We start from the raw sequence: 15,968 nt of genomic DNA, 5'->3' as shown, positions 1-15,968 counted from the left end.
GAGATGTACGGTGTCTGTAGAGCCTCTAGACCGGGTTGGAATTGTCGGTCTGGGCCACATGGGTGCTTCTCTTGCTGGCGCACTGGCACCGCACGTCGCAGTGGTCGGGTATGACCTCAGCACAGCCTCGGTTGACTACGTGCGACGGCAGTTTGAGGTAGAGGTAACCAGGTCGCTAGAGGACCTTGTTCGTGCGAGTGATGTCGTTGTCATTGCATCACCTACACCATCGGTGCGACAGATCCGCGATGAGATCGACCGATTAGCGGGTGCCATGGGGCGACGTCCTGTTGTCTGCGATATAGCCTCGGTGAAGCGTGAACTAGCGCTCGATAGTCCTATGCCATCAACAATACGCTACGTGAGCCTGCATCCAATGACAGGGCGCGAAGGGAATGGAGCCAAGAGCGCAGACCCCTCTATTTTTGTCCACGCCAATTGGGCGCTGGTACTCACCGGCCATGAGGAACCAGGCGCGCTGGCGCTAGCGACTCGGGTACCTCTGATGCTGGGCAATGGAGTCGTCCCAATCGAACTGACGGATCATGATCGTGCCATTGCCATGGTGTCAACGTTGCCACATGTTAGCGCGGTGGCGCTTGGGCGCCTGGTGGGAGAGGGCGAAAGCCATGCTCTCCTTCAACTTTTGGCGGCGGGTTCGATTCGCGACAGTGTTCGTGTGGCGCGCACTGAACCAACTCGCATTGTCGAGATGCTCTATCCGAATCGCAGCCAGCTCAAGGCGGCGATTGACGCTTTGATCTCGGAGCTCGAGGCGTGCCGAGATAACTTGGATGATGAAGCCTGGCTGCTTGCTTGGACTCAGTCGGGTCATCGGGGAGCTGAGGGTCTGCTGCCCCGTAACGACTCCAAGAGAATGCATCGCGTTCCCCTTCCCGAACTGGCTTCGGAGTTCCAAAGGATGGCTCGAGTTGGAGGCGTGGTCGTAGAGCTCACCCAGTCAGCGGAGACGATCATGATTGTCTCAGTCGGTGGCGAGACGAGTGGAGACGAGTTGTCTTAACTCCCTGCCCAACCGACAGAATTCGTTGACGGTAGCCGAGTCGTTGTCAAGGAGCAAGCGCTGAGCGAGCAGATGCTGAGCTTGGTGCAATCTGATCAGATCCGGATCGACCAGCGTATCGGTGATTATGCACTCAGGGGCCAGATCGGCGGTTGCGCCTTCACTCGCGGCTAGCGAGAGCACGGCGCGTTCCCATCGGAAAACCTGAACCGCAGCCGCTATCATGGAGTGCGACAAGTCGGTGGTCAAAGGCAGTGGATTCGTGAGCGCGAGTACATCGGCCATGGACAATGGACGGCTGAGCGCATAACCTTGAGCGAGTCGTGCACCCAAGGTCCGTAAGACCGGGATAACTCTAGGGTCTTCTATTCCCTCAATGACGAGGTCGAAATCCATCAGCTGGCTCATGTCGATTGCTACCGTCATGAGCGGGAGGCCAACGTTGAGCAGATCTATTGGTTCAGAGAAGGCTCGGTCGAGTTTGATCTCGTCGAACGGGAAGCTCATAATACGCGATAGCGAGGCGTATCCAGCTCCGAAATCGTCGAGCGCCAAACGATGTCCAGCTGCCTTGAGTAGCGCCAAAGGTCCATAGGCGAGTGACACAAGGTCTTGCGTCTCAGTGATCTCAATTGTTAGCAGATGAGCTGGTATGCTTCGTGCTGCCCAACTGGCAATGATGGACTCTGCATAACCATCTTCGGAGACAAGGTCGGGCTCGATATTGACTGAGATGGGTAATGACACGTCGTAGTCTTGGATGTCATCGGCTACTTGGGAGAGGACAACCTCAAAGAGTGTGCGCCGCTCATCGCGTGCGAGCGAGTCGATAAAGTCCTCTGGGCCTACAATCCCTGCATGTGTCTTCAGTCGAACAAGTGCCTCTAGGTGGGCTATAGATCCAGTGGTGAGATCAACGATTGGTTGGTAACGCACCTCGAGATGGTTCCCGCCATCGCCGATTGGTGAGTATACACCAGTCATCGGTCTCGACTCCTGGAGTTGGCGAGATGATGCTAAGGCTAGGTTGAGGCCGGGTGTAGCGTTCATCGTGCGTGCCTCAACTAGAGCGGCCTCGGCAACACTTAGAAGTGCTAGAGAATCGGTACCATCGTGAGGGTAGACCGCGAGGCCGGCATGCCATGTCGGCGGGCTTGGTTGGCCAGCCAACGAAGCGCTAAGCTCAACCCCTCTCAGCTCACGTTCGACTATGGCGAGCATCTCGGTGCGCTCACTATCGCCCTCGACAAGGAGTGCGAAGGTTGCGCCACCGAGACGGGCGATGGTATCGGTCGATCGAGTGAGCGAGTCAAGTTGTCTAGCCAACTCCACTAGTAGCCGGTCACTGTCTCGAGGATCGCGTTCGGAGCTCGCCATTGTTAGTGTTCCGAGATCGAGGATGGCTATAGCGACGGTGGAATGTGATCGTTGTGCTCTTTGCAGACTAGCAGACATAGCATCAACAAAACCACGCCTATTCATTAGGCCTGTGAGTGGGTCATGGTGGCTTAACGCGAGGGCGGATTGCAACTCAGCACGTTGACGCCGGTGCAGGGAATCGACGGCACGAGCCTGTAGACGCTGACGTTGTCGTTCTATGGTCGCTGCTTCATTGGCAGTTCCATGTTTAGCTACCAAGTGCGCAAGTGACTCGATGAGGGCGAGGCTGACAGAGGGGGAGTAGCCAAGGCGTTGGAGGGTTACGGCTGTGAGCTCTGCACTTTTGCGGCTCGCAACCGGGTCTAGTAAGGAAGGTGTCAGCGCGAGGATTAGCGGGGTTGCCACTGTAGCTGCGAGTTGTGGCTCCAGTTGGTCCAGATTGGCGATCGTGGCCGTGATTACCTCTTCGACGAAGGCTGGATTGCCGAACCATGGCTGCAGTGGGTGGGTTCTATGCATATCACTCTCGATCCTTCTTGGTGGGTCATGCGGCCTATTAAAACGAGAGGGCAAGCCCTGCAAGCTAGAAGTGTGACATCATCCCGGTCCTTACGTTCCCGATTGATCAACGTATCTACGCCGGTTTTGTTAGCCCTTGCCCGATAGTCGCCATTCTACTTCGGCATTCCGAGAGGCGGCCATATGGAATCTGAAATTGTGGTCTTGTGTGTAGTTGGACAAGCTGTTACGGTGCTTGCATGCCTTAGCATCCATATGCCTGGTAGATCCGGCAGGATTTTGATAGGCTGCTCTTTGGGATAGGAAGGGGATGCTGATGGAATCGACCATGCAGCAAGGTGCACTAACGGTCGCGGGGATACTTCGGTATGGGTTGCATGCATTTCCGGAAGCGGAGGTGATCACCTATGACGGTACGCATGGAAGTCGAATAAGTTTCAAAGAGGTAGCTCAGCGGGCGGCGCAACTTGCCAACGCCCTAGCTGGTATCGGCATTCAGCCCTCAGATCGGGTGGGGACTTTTTGCTTTAATCATCACGAACACCTGGAGTCGTATCTCGGAATCCCAGCATCGGGTTCGGTGATCCATACTTTGAATGTACGTCTAGCCCCTGATCAGCTTCAGTTCGTCATTGACGATGCCGGCGATCGGGCGATCATCGTGGATGGCATCATACTTCCAATGCTGGCACAGGTGCTCGATGGATGTCCATCTGTTGAAACCCTGATCGTGGTGGGTGCGGTTCTAGATCAAGCGGTGCGAGAAGAGCTCAGCAAGAAGTTGCGAGTTCTAGACTACGAGGAGTTTTTGAGCGGCGCAGAGCCAACCTTCGAGTGGCCCGATATTGTCGAGACCGACGCCGCCATGATCTGTTATAGCTCGGGGACGACCGGGAACCCGAAGGGCGTGGTTTATTCGCATCGCTCCACTTACCTGCATGCGATTAGCGCGTTGCCCCTCTATGGCCAGCGCAGTTGGAACATCTTAGGTTCTAAGGGTGATATTGCCCTTATCGTCGTTCCTATGTTCCACGCCGCGGCATGGGGTGCGCCTTATGCTTGCTGGTTCACAGGATCGACCATGATCATGCCAGGCCGCTTTCTTCAGGCAGAGCCACTCGCATCTATGATCGAGATGTTCCGGCCAACGGTTTCATCCGGAGTTCCTACTATCTGGAATGACTTGCTTCACTATCTGGAGGAACATCCGACAGATGTATCAAGCCTGCGGATGCTTACCTCAGGAGGGTCTGCGACGCCTCGGTCTCTAATCCAGGAGTACCTTGATAAGTACGGTATCCCGGTAGTGTCCGGTTGGGGCATGACGGAGACCTCGCCGGTATGCACTTTGGCGATCCCACCATCGGGGACCCCTCGTGAGCGCTTGGTTGACTATCTAGAGACCGCTGGCAAGGTTGTACCCGGTGTTGAACTGCGGATCGTTGGAGAAAATCAGCAGGTGCAACCCTGGGATGGGAAGGCACTCGGGGAGATCGAGGTGCGAGGACCGTGGATCACGGCCGGTTACTTGGGTGGACATGGAGTTGAGAACTTCGATGATGGTTGGTTGCGCACTGGGGACATTGCCACCGTAGACCCCGAGGGCTACGTGCGGATTGTCGACCGCACCAAAGATGTGATCAAGTCGGGTGGTGAATGGATCTCCTCGATCGAACTCGAGAACGCCATCATGGCCCATCCCGCCGTAGCTGAAGCTGCTGTCATCGCGGTTCCCGATGATCGCTGGTTCGAACGCCCGCTAGCTTTTGTAGTTGTCAAGCCTGGCACCGATCTAGAGGTGGCTGAACTGAGAGAGTTCCTCTCCACTAGGGTGGCTAAGTGGTGGCTACCCGAGCGTTATTCATTTGTAGATGCCATTCCTCGCACCTCGGTGGGTAAGTTTCATAAAAAGGTACTTCGAGAGGGATATCAGTCCGGCGTCTATTCGATCCATGAGGTGGATCGATCAGAAGGATCGCGTTAGCAGTGCCGGCAGATGAGAGCCGAGATCGCATGCTCGCGGGCATTGACGATCTGCTATCACAGCTCGACGACGTCAGCTTCTCACAGCTGTTGCGCTTTAGGCGTCTCGACCAGACAAGGGTGAAGCAAGTACAGCAGGAGCTCGCCAAGGTGCGTCGTGCACTGATCAAAGCTCATCAGGTCTTAAGCCAGCTGGATTTGGAGATTGAGGAGAACTAAGCGTGACTCAAGTTGGTGATATTTTATGGCGACCTACCGACGAAGGTCTGTCGAGCCCATTGGGGCAATTTTTCGCAGCCGAGGGACCTCGGCTGGGAGTAACCAGCCGTTCCTATGACGACCTGTATCGGGCGAGTATCACACAGTTGGGTCCTTTTTGGCGCTCGGTCGCTCGCTTCTGTGGGTTTACGGGCGAGCTTGGCGATCGTGATCTGATTGGCCGATTGCCTGATTCAGTCTTTTTTCCTGATGGCAGCTTGAACTATGCCGAGGAGGCTTACGCGCGGTTCCGTGATCCAGCAGAGCTCCTATTAGCGGACGAATCCGGTGCACTCGAACACGTCGACGCCAGCGAATTTTGGCGCGCAGTCGCACAACTGGGTGTCTCCTTGAAGGCGGCAGGCGTCGAGGTGGGGGACCGGGTGGCAGGCTATCTTCCCAACATCTATGAGGCTGTGGTTGGACTTTTTGCGACTGCGAGTATCGGTGCAGTATGGTCGTGCACGTCGCCTGACTTTGGTGTTGGGGCGGTGGTCGATAGGTTCCGACAGATCGAGCCGAAGGTAGTCCTCGCCGTCAGCGAGTACCGTTATGGAGGTCGTCTGATCGACCGACGGGAGACGCTCGGGGCGATCCTAAGGGAGCTGCCAACGGTCACGACCGTCATATTTGCTGGTTCGTCTTTGAACCCTCCGCAGGGTAGATGGAAGGTCGTCACCTTTGATGAGGCCATCGAAGGTGACCACCCACTTAGCTTTGCTCGCGTGCCCTTTAATCATCCTTTGTGGATTCTGTACTCCTCTGGAACTACCGGCATCCCAAAAGCGATCATCCACTCCCACGGTGGAATAGTGCTGGAGCACAAGAAAGTGCTCGAGATCCAGAATGGGATCGCTGAGGGGAGTAGATTCTTCTGGTTCTCATCAACAGGTTGGATGATGTGGAATTTTTTGATGGGTGGCCTGCTGGTTGGTGCATCCATCGTTCTCTACGATGGTTCCCCAGGTTACCCTGATCTTGGTCAACTGTGGCGATTAATCGATCGAGCGGAGATCAACTTCTTTGGGGTCTCGGCTCCGTTTTTGCGAAGCTCACAGGTTGGCCACGTCGATCCTCAGTCGTTGATCAACGGAGACTCACTTCGTGCCATTGGTTCCACCGGCGCTCCGTTGACCATAGATGGGTTCGACTGGGTATATCAGCATGTTCGCGGTCCTGTACAGCTGATCTCAGCCTCCGGGGGCACCGATGTCTGCACAGCGTTTCTTGGGAGCTCTCCGATGCATCCGACTAGAGCCGGGCTGATAGCGGCACCCGCGCTCGGCGTAGCTGTAGCCTCTTTTGACGAACAAGGAGAGCCGGTGGTGGGCAAGATGGGTGAACTCGTTATCACCGAACCGATGCCCTCCATGCCGATTGGATTTTGGAATGACCAGGATCGGCACCGATACCATGACGCCTATTTCGCGCAGTATCCGGGCGTCTGGCGTCATGGAGACTGGGTGACGTTTTACGAGGATGGCGCCAGCGTCATCTACGGTCGTTCTGACTCGACATTGAATCGGGGTGGGGTTCGCATGGGAACCGCGGAATTCTATCGAGTAGTTGAAGCCATCGATGGTGTCAAGGAGTCATTGGTGGTTGACACGTCTGCGATCGATCACAGTGGTGAGCTCATTTTGTTCCTAGTCACAACCGACAGAGCGGATGATGAACTCGTCCAAACGGTGCGTTCTGCAATTCGTGAGCAGCTATCACCCCGGCATGTCCCCGACCGAATCTTCTTCGTATCTGACATACCAAAGACTTTAAATGGTAAGAAGCTTGAGGTTCCCATTAGGCGTCTGTTCCTAGGGGCTCGCATGGCAGATGTCGCCTCTGCTGATTCAGTGGCAAACCCCGCAGTGTTGGCTGAGTTCGAGGCACTCGTGGAAGGACGATTGCCGTGATCGCTGGCTGACATCGTCTAGCTTGACGATGCCCATGCGCCATCCGACCTCTGCGCTTGCGGACGCGGCTCACCTCCGCTTTCAGGCAACACCCTCTCGGCCACCGCGACGGCTGTGGGTTGGTTGCAGTGCCGATAACGCAGACTCCAACTTGGGCGTCGATGCGAGTGCAGCACGATGGTAACGCCAGCATGGAGCGGTGCATACTGCCGCGGTGTTTTTCTTGCTGACTATTGTAGCGAGCTAATTGGGTGTCAAGAGCTCATAGGTACGGGTAAAGGCAGGTAGCGAGCTGGACTCAGCTATGGCCATCTCGATCGGCGCAGTGAGGGCTTGGAGCTCTCCGAGCTCTGCGTCAGTGACTGCGTCGAACAGCGTCGCCATTAAGAGGTTTGTGCGTAGCTCCAATTCGCTTCGGAAAGCTCTTCCTTCTGGCGTGATGTTTAGGTCCTGGTCGATCAGGCCCCTTGCTATCAGCTCTTCGGAGCCTTCCATCCACTCAGCATCGGTATATCCACGCGATTTCTGTGCAGCCGAGCGTTCCTCAGCTCCGATGGCGACCATCAGAATGTGTGCCTGACATCCACCAATTTGGTTGACGGCTAGAAGATTGTTGTGACAATCGCCACGATACTCGCGGATGAGGGTCGCCGCATGGAAGAGCTTCGATACTGGGTCATCTAGTGGTTGCACCGACAGGTTTGCTGCGTAGAGGGGATGTCCAGAGGTATCACCGTTGTTTGCAGCCTTATCCGCGATCTGGCCGGCTCTGACTACAACCTCTTGATCTGGTGCTAGCGGTGATTGGTTCATGATTCGGTCCCAGGCGGCCATGAGGCCGTGAAAACGAGCCTCGACAAACTGATCCGGTGTGGCGGTCTCCCAAACGCTAGGGATGGCGGCGGCGACGTTACGGCCTGCAAAACTGTAAAAAACCGCGGTAACTATCCCGGGCTCAACTCTACCCAGAGGAGCTGCCCTGCCGCCGAAGTATCGAGCCCAGGAATCGGCAACGCCAAGTTGCTTGTAACTTGCACGACATTCTTTTGCGAAATAGGTGAGATCATGTAGACTCTCCAGTTGGGCCCAGGTCTGCAGCGCGCTTGCAAGTCGTTCATTACGATCCATGCTGCCTACGCTAGCAGCCAATGTCGGACATGGGCAGCGATCTTGGATTCTGAGTTGGTATTGAGCAGTGGTTGCAGGTGTTTTTCGATATCCTGGGTACATGCCTATATACAGTCTTGGTGGTCAAGTTCCAGAGATTGCCTCTACGGCCTTCGTACACCCAGATGCGGTGATTATCGGTTCGGTGGTGATTGGAGAGCAGGCTTCGGTATGGCCAAAGGCTGTCTTGCGCGGAGACTATGGGCGAATTGAAGTAGGAGATCGGACCTCCATTCAGGATGGTAGCGTCATTCACGCCACCGCAGAGTTGCCGACGGTGGTGGGAGCCGAGTGCGTCGTTGGCCATCTGGTACACCTTGAGGGCTGCATAGTTGAGGACCACTGCCTGATTGGTTCCGCATCTGTGGTACTCCACCGTGTGCGTGTCCATGAACACGCGCTGGTAGGTGCAAACGCAATGGTCACCAACGACACCGTAGTTCCATCGTTTGCGATGGCTCTTGGTGTTCCAGCTACGATTTTCCCAGATCGGGTGTCAAAGGGAGCTTTTGCCCAAGCGGTCGCACTCTATGTTGCCAACGGTCAGCGCTATCGGAGCGAGCTAGTTCGTTTGGCCTAGCCAGCCTTGCTGTAGGTTCGAAGCTAGCCTCCGCCATTGGCACGGAGCGGCTCGACTGTTTCGTCTAGCACATACTGGTAGATGGACATAACGGCTCACACCAGCGAGCTGTATGAGCGGTCAGCGACAGGGTTGTTGCTTTGGCGGCCGAGTTCTAGTTCGTGCGAAGGGCGGTTGCAATCCGACGCCCGGCGAGGTTATGCACTTCAATTGGATGATCGAAGGCTTGAGTTAGCGTCTCAGAGGTTAGTACGTCGTCACTGCTGCCGTACCACTGCCCGCTTTCGCTCATGAGCAATGCATGAGTTATAGAAGGAGGCAGGTCTTCGAGATGGTGAGCGACCATGACCAAGGCTCCATCTTGATGATGTTCATCAAGGATTCGTTCGAGTGCCTCTATCATCTGCTCTCTGGCCACTAGATCAAGATGTGAGGTAGGTTCATCAAGAACGGTTAGGCGAGGTGTCCCACTGAAGGCACGAGCGAGCATGACGCGCTGTCGTTGCCCGGTGGAGAGCGAATCTAGTGTGCGTCTGCCGAAGTTGGCCAGACCCACGAGGGTCAGAAGATGGTTGGCCTCCGCGTGATCGTCGTCGTCGAGCTTAAACCATTCGCTGCGGAGGCCAGAGAACTTTCCAAGGGCCACAACTTCGAGTGCAGTCATATCCGGCGACAGCCGCGTTATGAGCTCGTCAGAGAAGTATCCGATCTTTGGACGGAGTGCCCTGATGTCGGTGTTGCGTACGTCGATACCCAAGAGTTCCAGGGTTCCCCTGCTGAGCCGAAGGCGTCCGGCCAGCACCATGGCAAGCGAGGTTTTCCCAATGCCGTTAGGTCCCAAGATGGCTAGTCGTTGACTCGTATGAACTGTGGCTCTAAGGCCGCTAAAGACTGTTGTTTCACCGCGAACTAATTGAGCATTTTCCATGCGAATCAATGCGGTGTCGGTGGGCGCGTTCATAGTGTTATAGAGGCTATGGCGACAAGTGCGACAACCAGGCAGTTGAACTGGCGTCGATGGGTCGAGATCTTCTGAATTATTGGAATGGGCATAGCGATGTCCCATGGTGAATAATAGCAATAAAGATGAGTTTCGAGATACTTGAGTCCGCCGGGGTGGTTGACAAGAGCGTTGGCTTTGGCACTGTCTCGAAGCCAGGAGAGGAGGTGGCGGATAAAAAGCAGTCAGATATCGTGGACGGGCCATGAGTACCACCCAAAGGACAATACTGCTATAGCGGCTGGGTGGATACGGATCGTAGTACGCTGCTGGTGAGAGTATGTCTGGTGCCGAGATTGCCTTGTTCAACGTCATGCGGGAGATCGGATTGCCGGTCAAAATTAGTTTTAAGGCCATCGAGGGAATTACCGATACAGTTCGCGAGGGGTTGGTGTAATGCAGCGATCAAGTTCACTCAATATAGGCGTGCTGGGCAATAGTGGCGATACCGCGCTCGCGAGCCTTCTGGAACAACTAATGATAGCAACTGGTGCAATGGGCGTTATGGTGGCGCGCAAGCTCGAGTCGAAGTACATGATCGAGAGGGTTCGGGTAGTTCCAAGGATTCTGCGCGAGGGCGATATTATCGAATTCGAGAATGCTGTGGATCTTTCGGGTCCTGTGCCTGCCGATGCTGATGGCCCTGGGCGAATTTTCTCTGACTACATTGGGTTCTCGCCGTTGGCATCACTCTATCTAGTTCCATTTGAGGCGACGAGAGACGGAAACCTCACGACGGTTATCTTCTCGAATCGTGAGCTACGCTGCCCTAGGACTACTCTGATCGCTCTATGTAGGATGATAGAGATCACGATGAGTATGGGAGTTGACTACGAGCGACAGGTTCGCTCATTGGCCGACCAGCTTGCGATTTTAGGAGAACAGGCGTCGAATGATCCTCTCACTCAGTTGCTCAACAGACGCGGCTTCCTAGAGGTACTCCAACGTGAAGCGAGTCGGCTCGCCCGCAATCCAGCACCTATGGCGATCTTGCTTTTTGACCTCGATGGACTCAAGTCAGTTAACGATCTCTACGGTCATGAGGCGGGCGACGATTACCTGATCAAGTTCGCAAGGACATTACGAGATAATTTACGTGCGATGGATGTTGTTGGTCGTCTCGGTGGTGATGAGTTTGCTCTCCTTGCACCGCAGACCGATAGAGCTAACGCTGAAGAGTTAGCGCGCCGTCTAAGGCGACTCTTCGATGCGCGCCGGCTTCCGGTCTCTATTGGAGTTGCTGCATCCGAGGGCGAGAACATGTCTTTAGCCGCCTTGCTTTCCCAGGCCGATCAGGCGATGTATGCCGATAAGGCACAACGCAAGGAGGCGACGGGCACCCAGGAACGATTGACCATCGATCTGACAGCGCTAGAGAACCGGCTAGAGACTCGGGTTTAGTCTTACCACTATCCTGCCGCGTACCTCTCCATGCAGTATGCGATCCGCATATGTGGGCAGGTCGTCTAGTCCAATCTCGGTTATCATACTATCGAGAAGCTCGGCGTCGAGAAGTTCCCCGATTCGCTGCCAGGCTGTCTCTCGTGCACTAAGAGGTGCGTTTACCGAGTCGATGCCGACGATGGAGACGCCGCGCAACAAGAATGGCATCACTGATGAGGTAAAGTTTGCTCCGCCAGCTAGCCCCACGGCGGCGATCGCTCCGGCGCTTTTGGTCTGCGCTAGCACCCGCGCAAGGGTTTGGCCGCCAACTGAGTCGATGCAACCAAGCCAACGTTCTGACTCGAGCGGACGCTCTGGACCAGTATCGAGGTCGCTCCGGGCAACAATGAATGAAGCTCCCAGATGTTTCAGATACTCTGCCTCTGTTGCTCTCCCGGTCGAGGCCGCCACTAGGTAGCCAAGCTTATGAGCTAGGGCAGTGGCTATAGAGCCGACACCGCCCGCTGCTCCGGTGACGAGGAGTGGATCTTCGGATCCCGGAAGTACGTTCATCGTCTCTAACCCCATTATCGCGAGCATGGCGGACAGACCAGCGGTGCCGATTCCCATGGCACGTCGCGGAGGGATTGTAGTGGGTAGCTTTAGCGCCCAGCTGGGGTCGAGCCATGCCTCTTCGGAGTACCCTCCCCAGTAGAGTTCTCCGATACGAAATCCTGTTGCGATGATCCAGTCACCTGGTGTGAAGGTGCCGCTGGTGTCTGAGACAACCTCGCCTACGAGGTCGACACCGGGTACGTGAGGGTAGCTACGTACGAGTCGTCCTATCCCCTTCATGACCATTCCGTCCTTGTAGTTCAACGTTGAGTAGCCGACACGTACCCTAAGAGGTCGCTGGACGAAGTCTGAGTTATCGAGTTCTTCAATAGCGAGTGTGGGTTGATCGCTAGACTCTCGGACAACAAGTGCTCTTACGGATGGCATCGCTAACGTCCTTTCGGCTGCTTCGGGCTCCTAAGGTAACTTAGTCCACGACTGTGGTCTATCGTTCCTTGCGGGTCGGGACACTTTCTGCTAACATAGCCACCATGGCTACGCGGTGGTCAACTCGTAGAGCGAGAACACTGGTGTCGGCGGACTAATTGGGGCCTGGGCCGGAACCGGTTGAGAGCATGTCGGTTGTGAATGCCTTGGTTGGTGAATGCCTTGGTTGTGCTGACTTTGGTCTGGCTTGCTCTCCTAAATTGAGTTGCGAGAGGCTCGTAGAGGAGCGTGCGTCAATGTTGCAACTGTCCCATGGGCGCAGCTGCTCGGCGGGCTTTGGGTTCCGAGTCCCGTTTTGGATGCGAGAGAGATGGAGTAAGGGTGGGGGCTGAAGCGCTATCTCAACTATTTGTGGAGGCATTCGCGCGTTTTAATGCTGCCGTTGCGGAGGTGAATGCCGATAGCTCCACCGCGCCAGACCCTGAGACCGGCGAGCAGTGGGATCTAGCGCACCTACTTGGCCATGTCTCTGAGATGCTTGAGTACTGGCTTGTAGAGGTGCTTCGTGTGTTGGCTCACGGTCCGGATGAACCCTTTGGACGCCTGAAGCGATCACCAGAGCGACTGATTCGAATAGATCAAAGTTCGCGGTTGACGGTGCCCGAACTCCGACAGGAGATTGACCTTCGAGCCGCAGCCTCAATTGACTTGTGTCGCATCCTCACGCCAGCGCAACTCAATAAGCGCGGCGACCATCCGAAGCGCGGCTCCATGACCGTTGAGGCAATTATCACTGAGTTTGGGATAGAGCATCTGAAAGAGCATGCGGCACAACTTCAGTCGCTACGTTGAGCTGGCATCATCGGTTGTACCCATAGCTAGAAGGAGGAGATTGGATAGATGAAGCGACAGTTCCCAGACATGGTTGCCTTGAGATCTCTGCTAGCACCGCGCGCGCCTCGCCTGGATATGTGGAAGGCTAGGGTAGAGCGTGCCCAGACGGTTGGTGATCTACGAACGCTTGCACGCATCAGGACACCGCGTGCCGTCTTCGACTATACCGATGGCGCTGCCGACAGCGAGGTCACGCTTGCTCGATCACGCGAGCTCTTTGGATCGCTCAGCTTTCATCCTCGTGTCCTCAAGGATGTAGGAGACATAGACACCTCGATTGAGCTCCTCGGAGCAAGCTCTGCGTTGCCATTCGCCTTTGCACCCACAGGGTTCACGCGCATGATGCGTGCTGATGGAGAACCGGCTGTTGCGAGGGCTGCAGAGCGGGCTGGAATTGCTTATGCCCTCTCCACCATGGGAACTACCTCGATCGAGGAGGTGGCTCTTGCTGCACCGAGGCTGCGAAGGTGGTTCCAACTTTATCTGTGGCGAGATCGGGAGGCGGGACTCGACTTTCTTCGGCGCGCACAAGCCAGTGGGTACGAGGCCCTTGTGCTCACTGTAGACGTCCCGGTGGCGGGTAATCGGTTGCGCGATGTCTATAACGGATTGACGATCCCGCCGCAGATTACAGCCAGGACGTTCATAGACGGCGCCATGCATCCCGGATGGTGGTTCGATCTCTTGACTACACCAGCTCTGGAGTTTGCCAGCATGAACTCCTACGGGGGCACCGTTGGTGCCCTGATCAACCAGATGTTTGATCCGTCGGCAACCATTGATGACCTTGCTTTTCTCCGCGAACACTGGAGCGGCAAGCTGATCGTGAAGGGAATTCAACGCCTCGAGGATGCCGTGTCGCTTGCGGATATTGGAGTGGACGCGATAGTACTCTCCAACCACGGCGGTAGACAGCTCGACCGTGCGACGGTTCCGCTGCGACTTCTTGGTACCGTCGTTGAGGAGCTTGGTTCTCAGATGGAGATCTACATCGATGGGGGTGTTACCCATGGCGCGGACGTCGTCGCCGCAATCGCCCTTGGGGCGAAGGCGGTACTCGTCGGTCGTGCTTACCTCTATGGGTTGATGGCGGGCGGAGAGGCGGGAGTCGATCGTGTAATCGAGATCCTCACGAGCCAGATACGGCGTACGATGGCTCTCCTCGGTGTGCGCACTCTTGCTGAACTTGACCCCAGTTACGTTACCCTTCCATAGGGTTGTCGTGCTGGACCGTTGGCTCCTCGGCGTTCGACTGCTGGCTGCCCTCCTCCACCTGGCGCCCGAGCTTGCTGCCGATGGCTGCGTTCATAGAACCCAGCGCGAAGAGTCCTCCGAGCCAAATGTAGGCTAGGCCATGTCCCACCGCTTCGGTGGCGGTCACTGGTCCAATGACGTTGGCCAGAGCTCGTGAAAACTGACTGAGGCCGAAGTAGCGTCCACGCAGGCGTTTTGGTGCCAGAGCGAGAAGTACAGGGGTTCTAATCGGAGAATAGCACATCTCTCCAAAGCCGAAGATGGCTGCGAACACCGCCAGATCGGCGAGGACGAAGACTGTGGTGTGCGCAAACACGGTTACTAGAGGGATGAGCCAGGCTATGCCAAACACTAGCGCCGTGAGTTTTAATGCTCGACGAAAGCCTATCTTGTTGATTAGCCCGTATACCGGCCGCTGCAACAAGACGATGAGCACCGGGTTTATGACAAACCCTATCGCGATCACCTGTGGTGATTTATGTAATGCTATCCCGATTAGTGCAGGGATCCCGGTGTCAAATGAGGCGTAGCTCGTAAATGAGAGGAAGACCGCGAAGACTAGGAAGAGTCTTAGCCGTGGATCGGTCAGGGCCTCGCGATAGCTTGGCTCCACAGGGTGATCGCTCACATGGCGGTCGTTGGGGAGGAGGACGAAGGCGAATGCTGCGAGGATTCCACACCCCATCCCCAGCAGGAGAAGATCAAGAAATGTGGACGGACGATGAAGGTTGATAAAGAGACCCCCTGTCAAGGTGCCGACGGCAAAGCCAGCGTTGGAGGCCATGAAGTCGTAGGAGAAGAACTTTGCGGCTGGGAGATCCGCCGGCAGCGCATTGGCGGTGGCGACGTTGCGAGCAGAGTAACGAATGTTCGAGAAGCCAAAGACGAGTGATGCGACAAAAAATAGCGGGGGTGTCCGTGCTAGGAACACAAGTAGGTATCCAATTACTTCGACGAAAGTCCCTAGAGTAGCCGTATTTCGCGCTCCAAAACGGTCGACTAGAACACCACCTACGAGTGCCCCACCGAGGGTAGCAACTCCCTCCATGGCGACGACGCTCCCAGCTAAGGGGGTCGAAATATTCCGTGAGAAATGGAGGTAAAGGATCAGATACGGCCAGACAGCACCGCCAGCGGCCGAGAGAAGGCCAGAGGTCACGGGCTCTATTGACATTCATGTGGATAGATTTGGCCTGGATCTGATCCATAGCCCCAGTTCAGTGGGGGTATTTGAGGCTGAAGTAGCCACATAAGAAACGCACACGGTTTCTGAGCTCTAAATTTGGTGTTGGAAACCCATCAAAAAGGAGTTCAGAACCGTGCGCGCTACCTCTCTAGTTAAGCAGATGCTGGGCCTTCGCAGTGTCACCGTCATCGAGGTTTTAGTTCGTCCACACGAACTGCTGGTAAAGCTCAGGCTTACCCGATCGCGGTTGGTATGCCCTAAGTGCTCCTATACGACCCGGTCCTGTTATGACACGAGAACGCTCGACTCCCGATGGAGACACCTCGACATCGGGATTCACCAGACGTGGCTCTCGTGCCAGCTGAGACGACTCCGGTGTCCAACCCCACGGGGTGATCACTGAGGCAGTACCATTTGCCCGACCAGTT

Annotated in this window: 15 protein-coding genes; 10 read left to right on the top strand and 5 right to left on the bottom strand. The window is 55.7% G+C overall.

What is annotated here, in order from left to right:
* Nucleotides 1-10: 10 nt before the first annotated feature.
* Nucleotides 11-1,024, top strand: coding sequence for a prephenate dehydrogenase (locus FEAC_RS11095; RefSeq protein WP_152623203.1), 1,014 nt, complete (start codon nucleotides 11-13; stop codon nucleotides 1,022-1,024).
* Here FEAC_RS11095 and FEAC_RS11090 read toward each other — a convergent pair.
* Nucleotides 986-2,923: a bifunctional diguanylate cyclase/phosphodiesterase gene (locus tag FEAC_RS11090; RefSeq protein WP_035390712.1), complete on the bottom strand. Its 1,938-nt coding sequence runs from the start codon at nucleotides 2,921-2,923 to the stop codon at nucleotides 986-988. The two genes, FEAC_RS11095 and FEAC_RS11090, sit on opposite strands and share 39 nt — an antisense overlap.
* 316 nt (nucleotides 2,924-3,239) lie before the next feature.
* Between FEAC_RS11090 and FEAC_RS11085 the strand changes: the two genes are divergently transcribed.
* The 3 genes from FEAC_RS11085 to FEAC_RS11075 are packed head-to-tail and all read left to right on the top strand — an operon-like array spanning nucleotide 3,240 to nucleotide 7,074.
* Nucleotides 3,240-4,907 (top strand): long-chain fatty acid--CoA ligase, encoded by a 1,668-nt coding sequence (locus tag FEAC_RS11085; protein ID WP_035390713.1) that lies wholly within the window; start codon nucleotides 3,240-3,242, stop codon nucleotides 4,905-4,907.
* 2 nt (nucleotides 4,908-4,909) lie between these two features.
* Entirely contained in the window at nucleotides 4,910-5,125 is a 216-nt protein-coding gene (locus tag FEAC_RS11080; protein ID WP_035390714.1) for a hypothetical protein, read from the top strand.
* A 2-nt stretch (nucleotides 5,126-5,127) separates the two neighbouring features.
* A complete protein-coding gene (locus FEAC_RS11075; RefSeq protein WP_035390715.1) occupies nucleotides 5,128-7,074 on the top strand; it encodes an acetoacetate--CoA ligase in 1,947 nt (648 codons plus the stop codon).
* A gap of 243 nt (nucleotides 7,075-7,317) precedes the next feature.
* On the opposite strand, the gene FEAC_RS11070 is transcribed toward FEAC_RS11075, so the two are convergent.
* Nucleotides 7,318-8,202 carry an SCO6745 family protein gene (locus FEAC_RS11070; RefSeq protein WP_035390716.1) on the bottom strand — a complete coding sequence of 295 codons (885 nt, stop codon included), beginning with the start codon at nucleotides 8,200-8,202 and terminating at the stop codon, nucleotides 7,318-7,320.
* Between the two features lie 100 nt (nucleotides 8,203-8,302).
* Here FEAC_RS11070 and FEAC_RS11065 point away from each other — a divergent pair, with 100 nt between their 5' ends.
* On the top strand, nucleotides 8,303-8,821 hold the full coding sequence (locus tag FEAC_RS11065; RefSeq protein WP_035390723.1) for a gamma carbonic anhydrase family protein: 519 nt from the start codon (nucleotides 8,303-8,305) through the stop codon (nucleotides 8,819-8,821).
* Between the two features lie 154 nt (nucleotides 8,822-8,975).
* Here FEAC_RS11065 and FEAC_RS14825 read toward each other — a convergent pair whose 3' ends face one another.
* Nucleotides 8,976-9,782 (bottom strand): ABC transporter ATP-binding protein, encoded by an 807-nt coding sequence (locus FEAC_RS14825; RefSeq protein WP_035390717.1) that lies wholly within the window; start codon nucleotides 9,780-9,782, stop codon nucleotides 8,976-8,978.
* A 125-nt stretch (nucleotides 9,783-9,907) separates the two neighbouring features.
* Here FEAC_RS14825 and FEAC_RS16130 point away from each other — a divergent pair, with 125 nt between their 5' ends.
* Together FEAC_RS16130 and FEAC_RS11055 are read left to right on the top strand one after the other, a co-directional pair.
* Entirely contained in the window at nucleotides 9,908-10,030 is a 123-nt protein-coding gene (locus tag FEAC_RS16130; protein WP_269078274.1) for a hypothetical protein, read from the top strand.
* A gap of 187 nt (nucleotides 10,031-10,217) precedes the next feature.
* Nucleotides 10,218-11,222 carry a GGDEF domain-containing protein gene (locus FEAC_RS11055; protein ID WP_052566269.1) on the top strand — a complete coding sequence of 335 codons (1,005 nt, stop codon included), beginning with the start codon at nucleotides 10,218-10,220 and terminating at the stop codon, nucleotides 11,220-11,222.
* On the opposite strand, the gene FEAC_RS11050 is transcribed toward FEAC_RS11055, so the two are convergent.
* The gene (locus tag FEAC_RS11050) at nucleotides 11,205-12,206 is read right to left on the bottom strand and encodes an MDR family oxidoreductase (protein WP_035390718.1); all 1,002 of its coding nucleotides are present in this window, start codon (nucleotides 12,204-12,206) and stop codon (nucleotides 11,205-11,207) included. The two genes, FEAC_RS11055 and FEAC_RS11050, sit on opposite strands and share 18 nt — an antisense overlap.
* A 381-nt stretch (nucleotides 12,207-12,587) precedes the next feature.
* Here FEAC_RS11050 and FEAC_RS11045 point away from each other — a divergent pair, with 381 nt between their 5' ends.
* A complete protein-coding gene (locus tag FEAC_RS11045) occupies nucleotides 12,588-13,058 on the top strand; it encodes a DinB family protein (RefSeq protein ID WP_160290387.1) in 471 nt (156 codons plus the stop codon).
* A 48-nt stretch (nucleotides 13,059-13,106) separates the two neighbouring features.
* Complete coding sequence (locus FEAC_RS11040; protein WP_035390720.1) at nucleotides 13,107-14,315, top strand: alpha-hydroxy acid oxidase; 1,209 nt, start codon at nucleotides 13,107-13,109, stop codon at nucleotides 14,313-14,315.
* Here the strand turns inward: FEAC_RS11040 and FEAC_RS11035 are convergent.
* On the bottom strand, nucleotides 14,302-15,528 hold the full coding sequence (locus FEAC_RS11035; RefSeq protein WP_035390721.1) for an MFS transporter: 1,227 nt from the start codon (nucleotides 15,526-15,528) through the stop codon (nucleotides 14,302-14,304). The genes FEAC_RS11040 and FEAC_RS11035 overlap by 14 nt on opposite strands.
* Nucleotides 15,529-15,673: 145 nt before the next feature.
* Between FEAC_RS11035 and FEAC_RS14820 the strand changes: the two genes are divergently transcribed.
* Nucleotides 15,674-15,943, top strand: a complete 270-nt coding sequence (locus FEAC_RS14820; protein ID WP_082055645.1) for a transposase family protein — start codon at nucleotides 15,674-15,676, stop codon at nucleotides 15,941-15,943.
* Nucleotides 15,944-15,968: the final 25 nt, after the last annotated feature.

This window comes from Ferrimicrobium acidiphilum DSM 19497, assembly GCF_000949255.1.
In the GTDB taxonomy this organism is placed as follows: domain Bacteria; phylum Actinomycetota; class Acidimicrobiia; order Acidimicrobiales; family Acidimicrobiaceae; genus Ferrimicrobium; species Ferrimicrobium acidiphilum.
The sequence above is the reverse complement of the archived record's forward strand: the minus strand, read 5'-3'. Positions and strand labels throughout refer to the sequence as shown.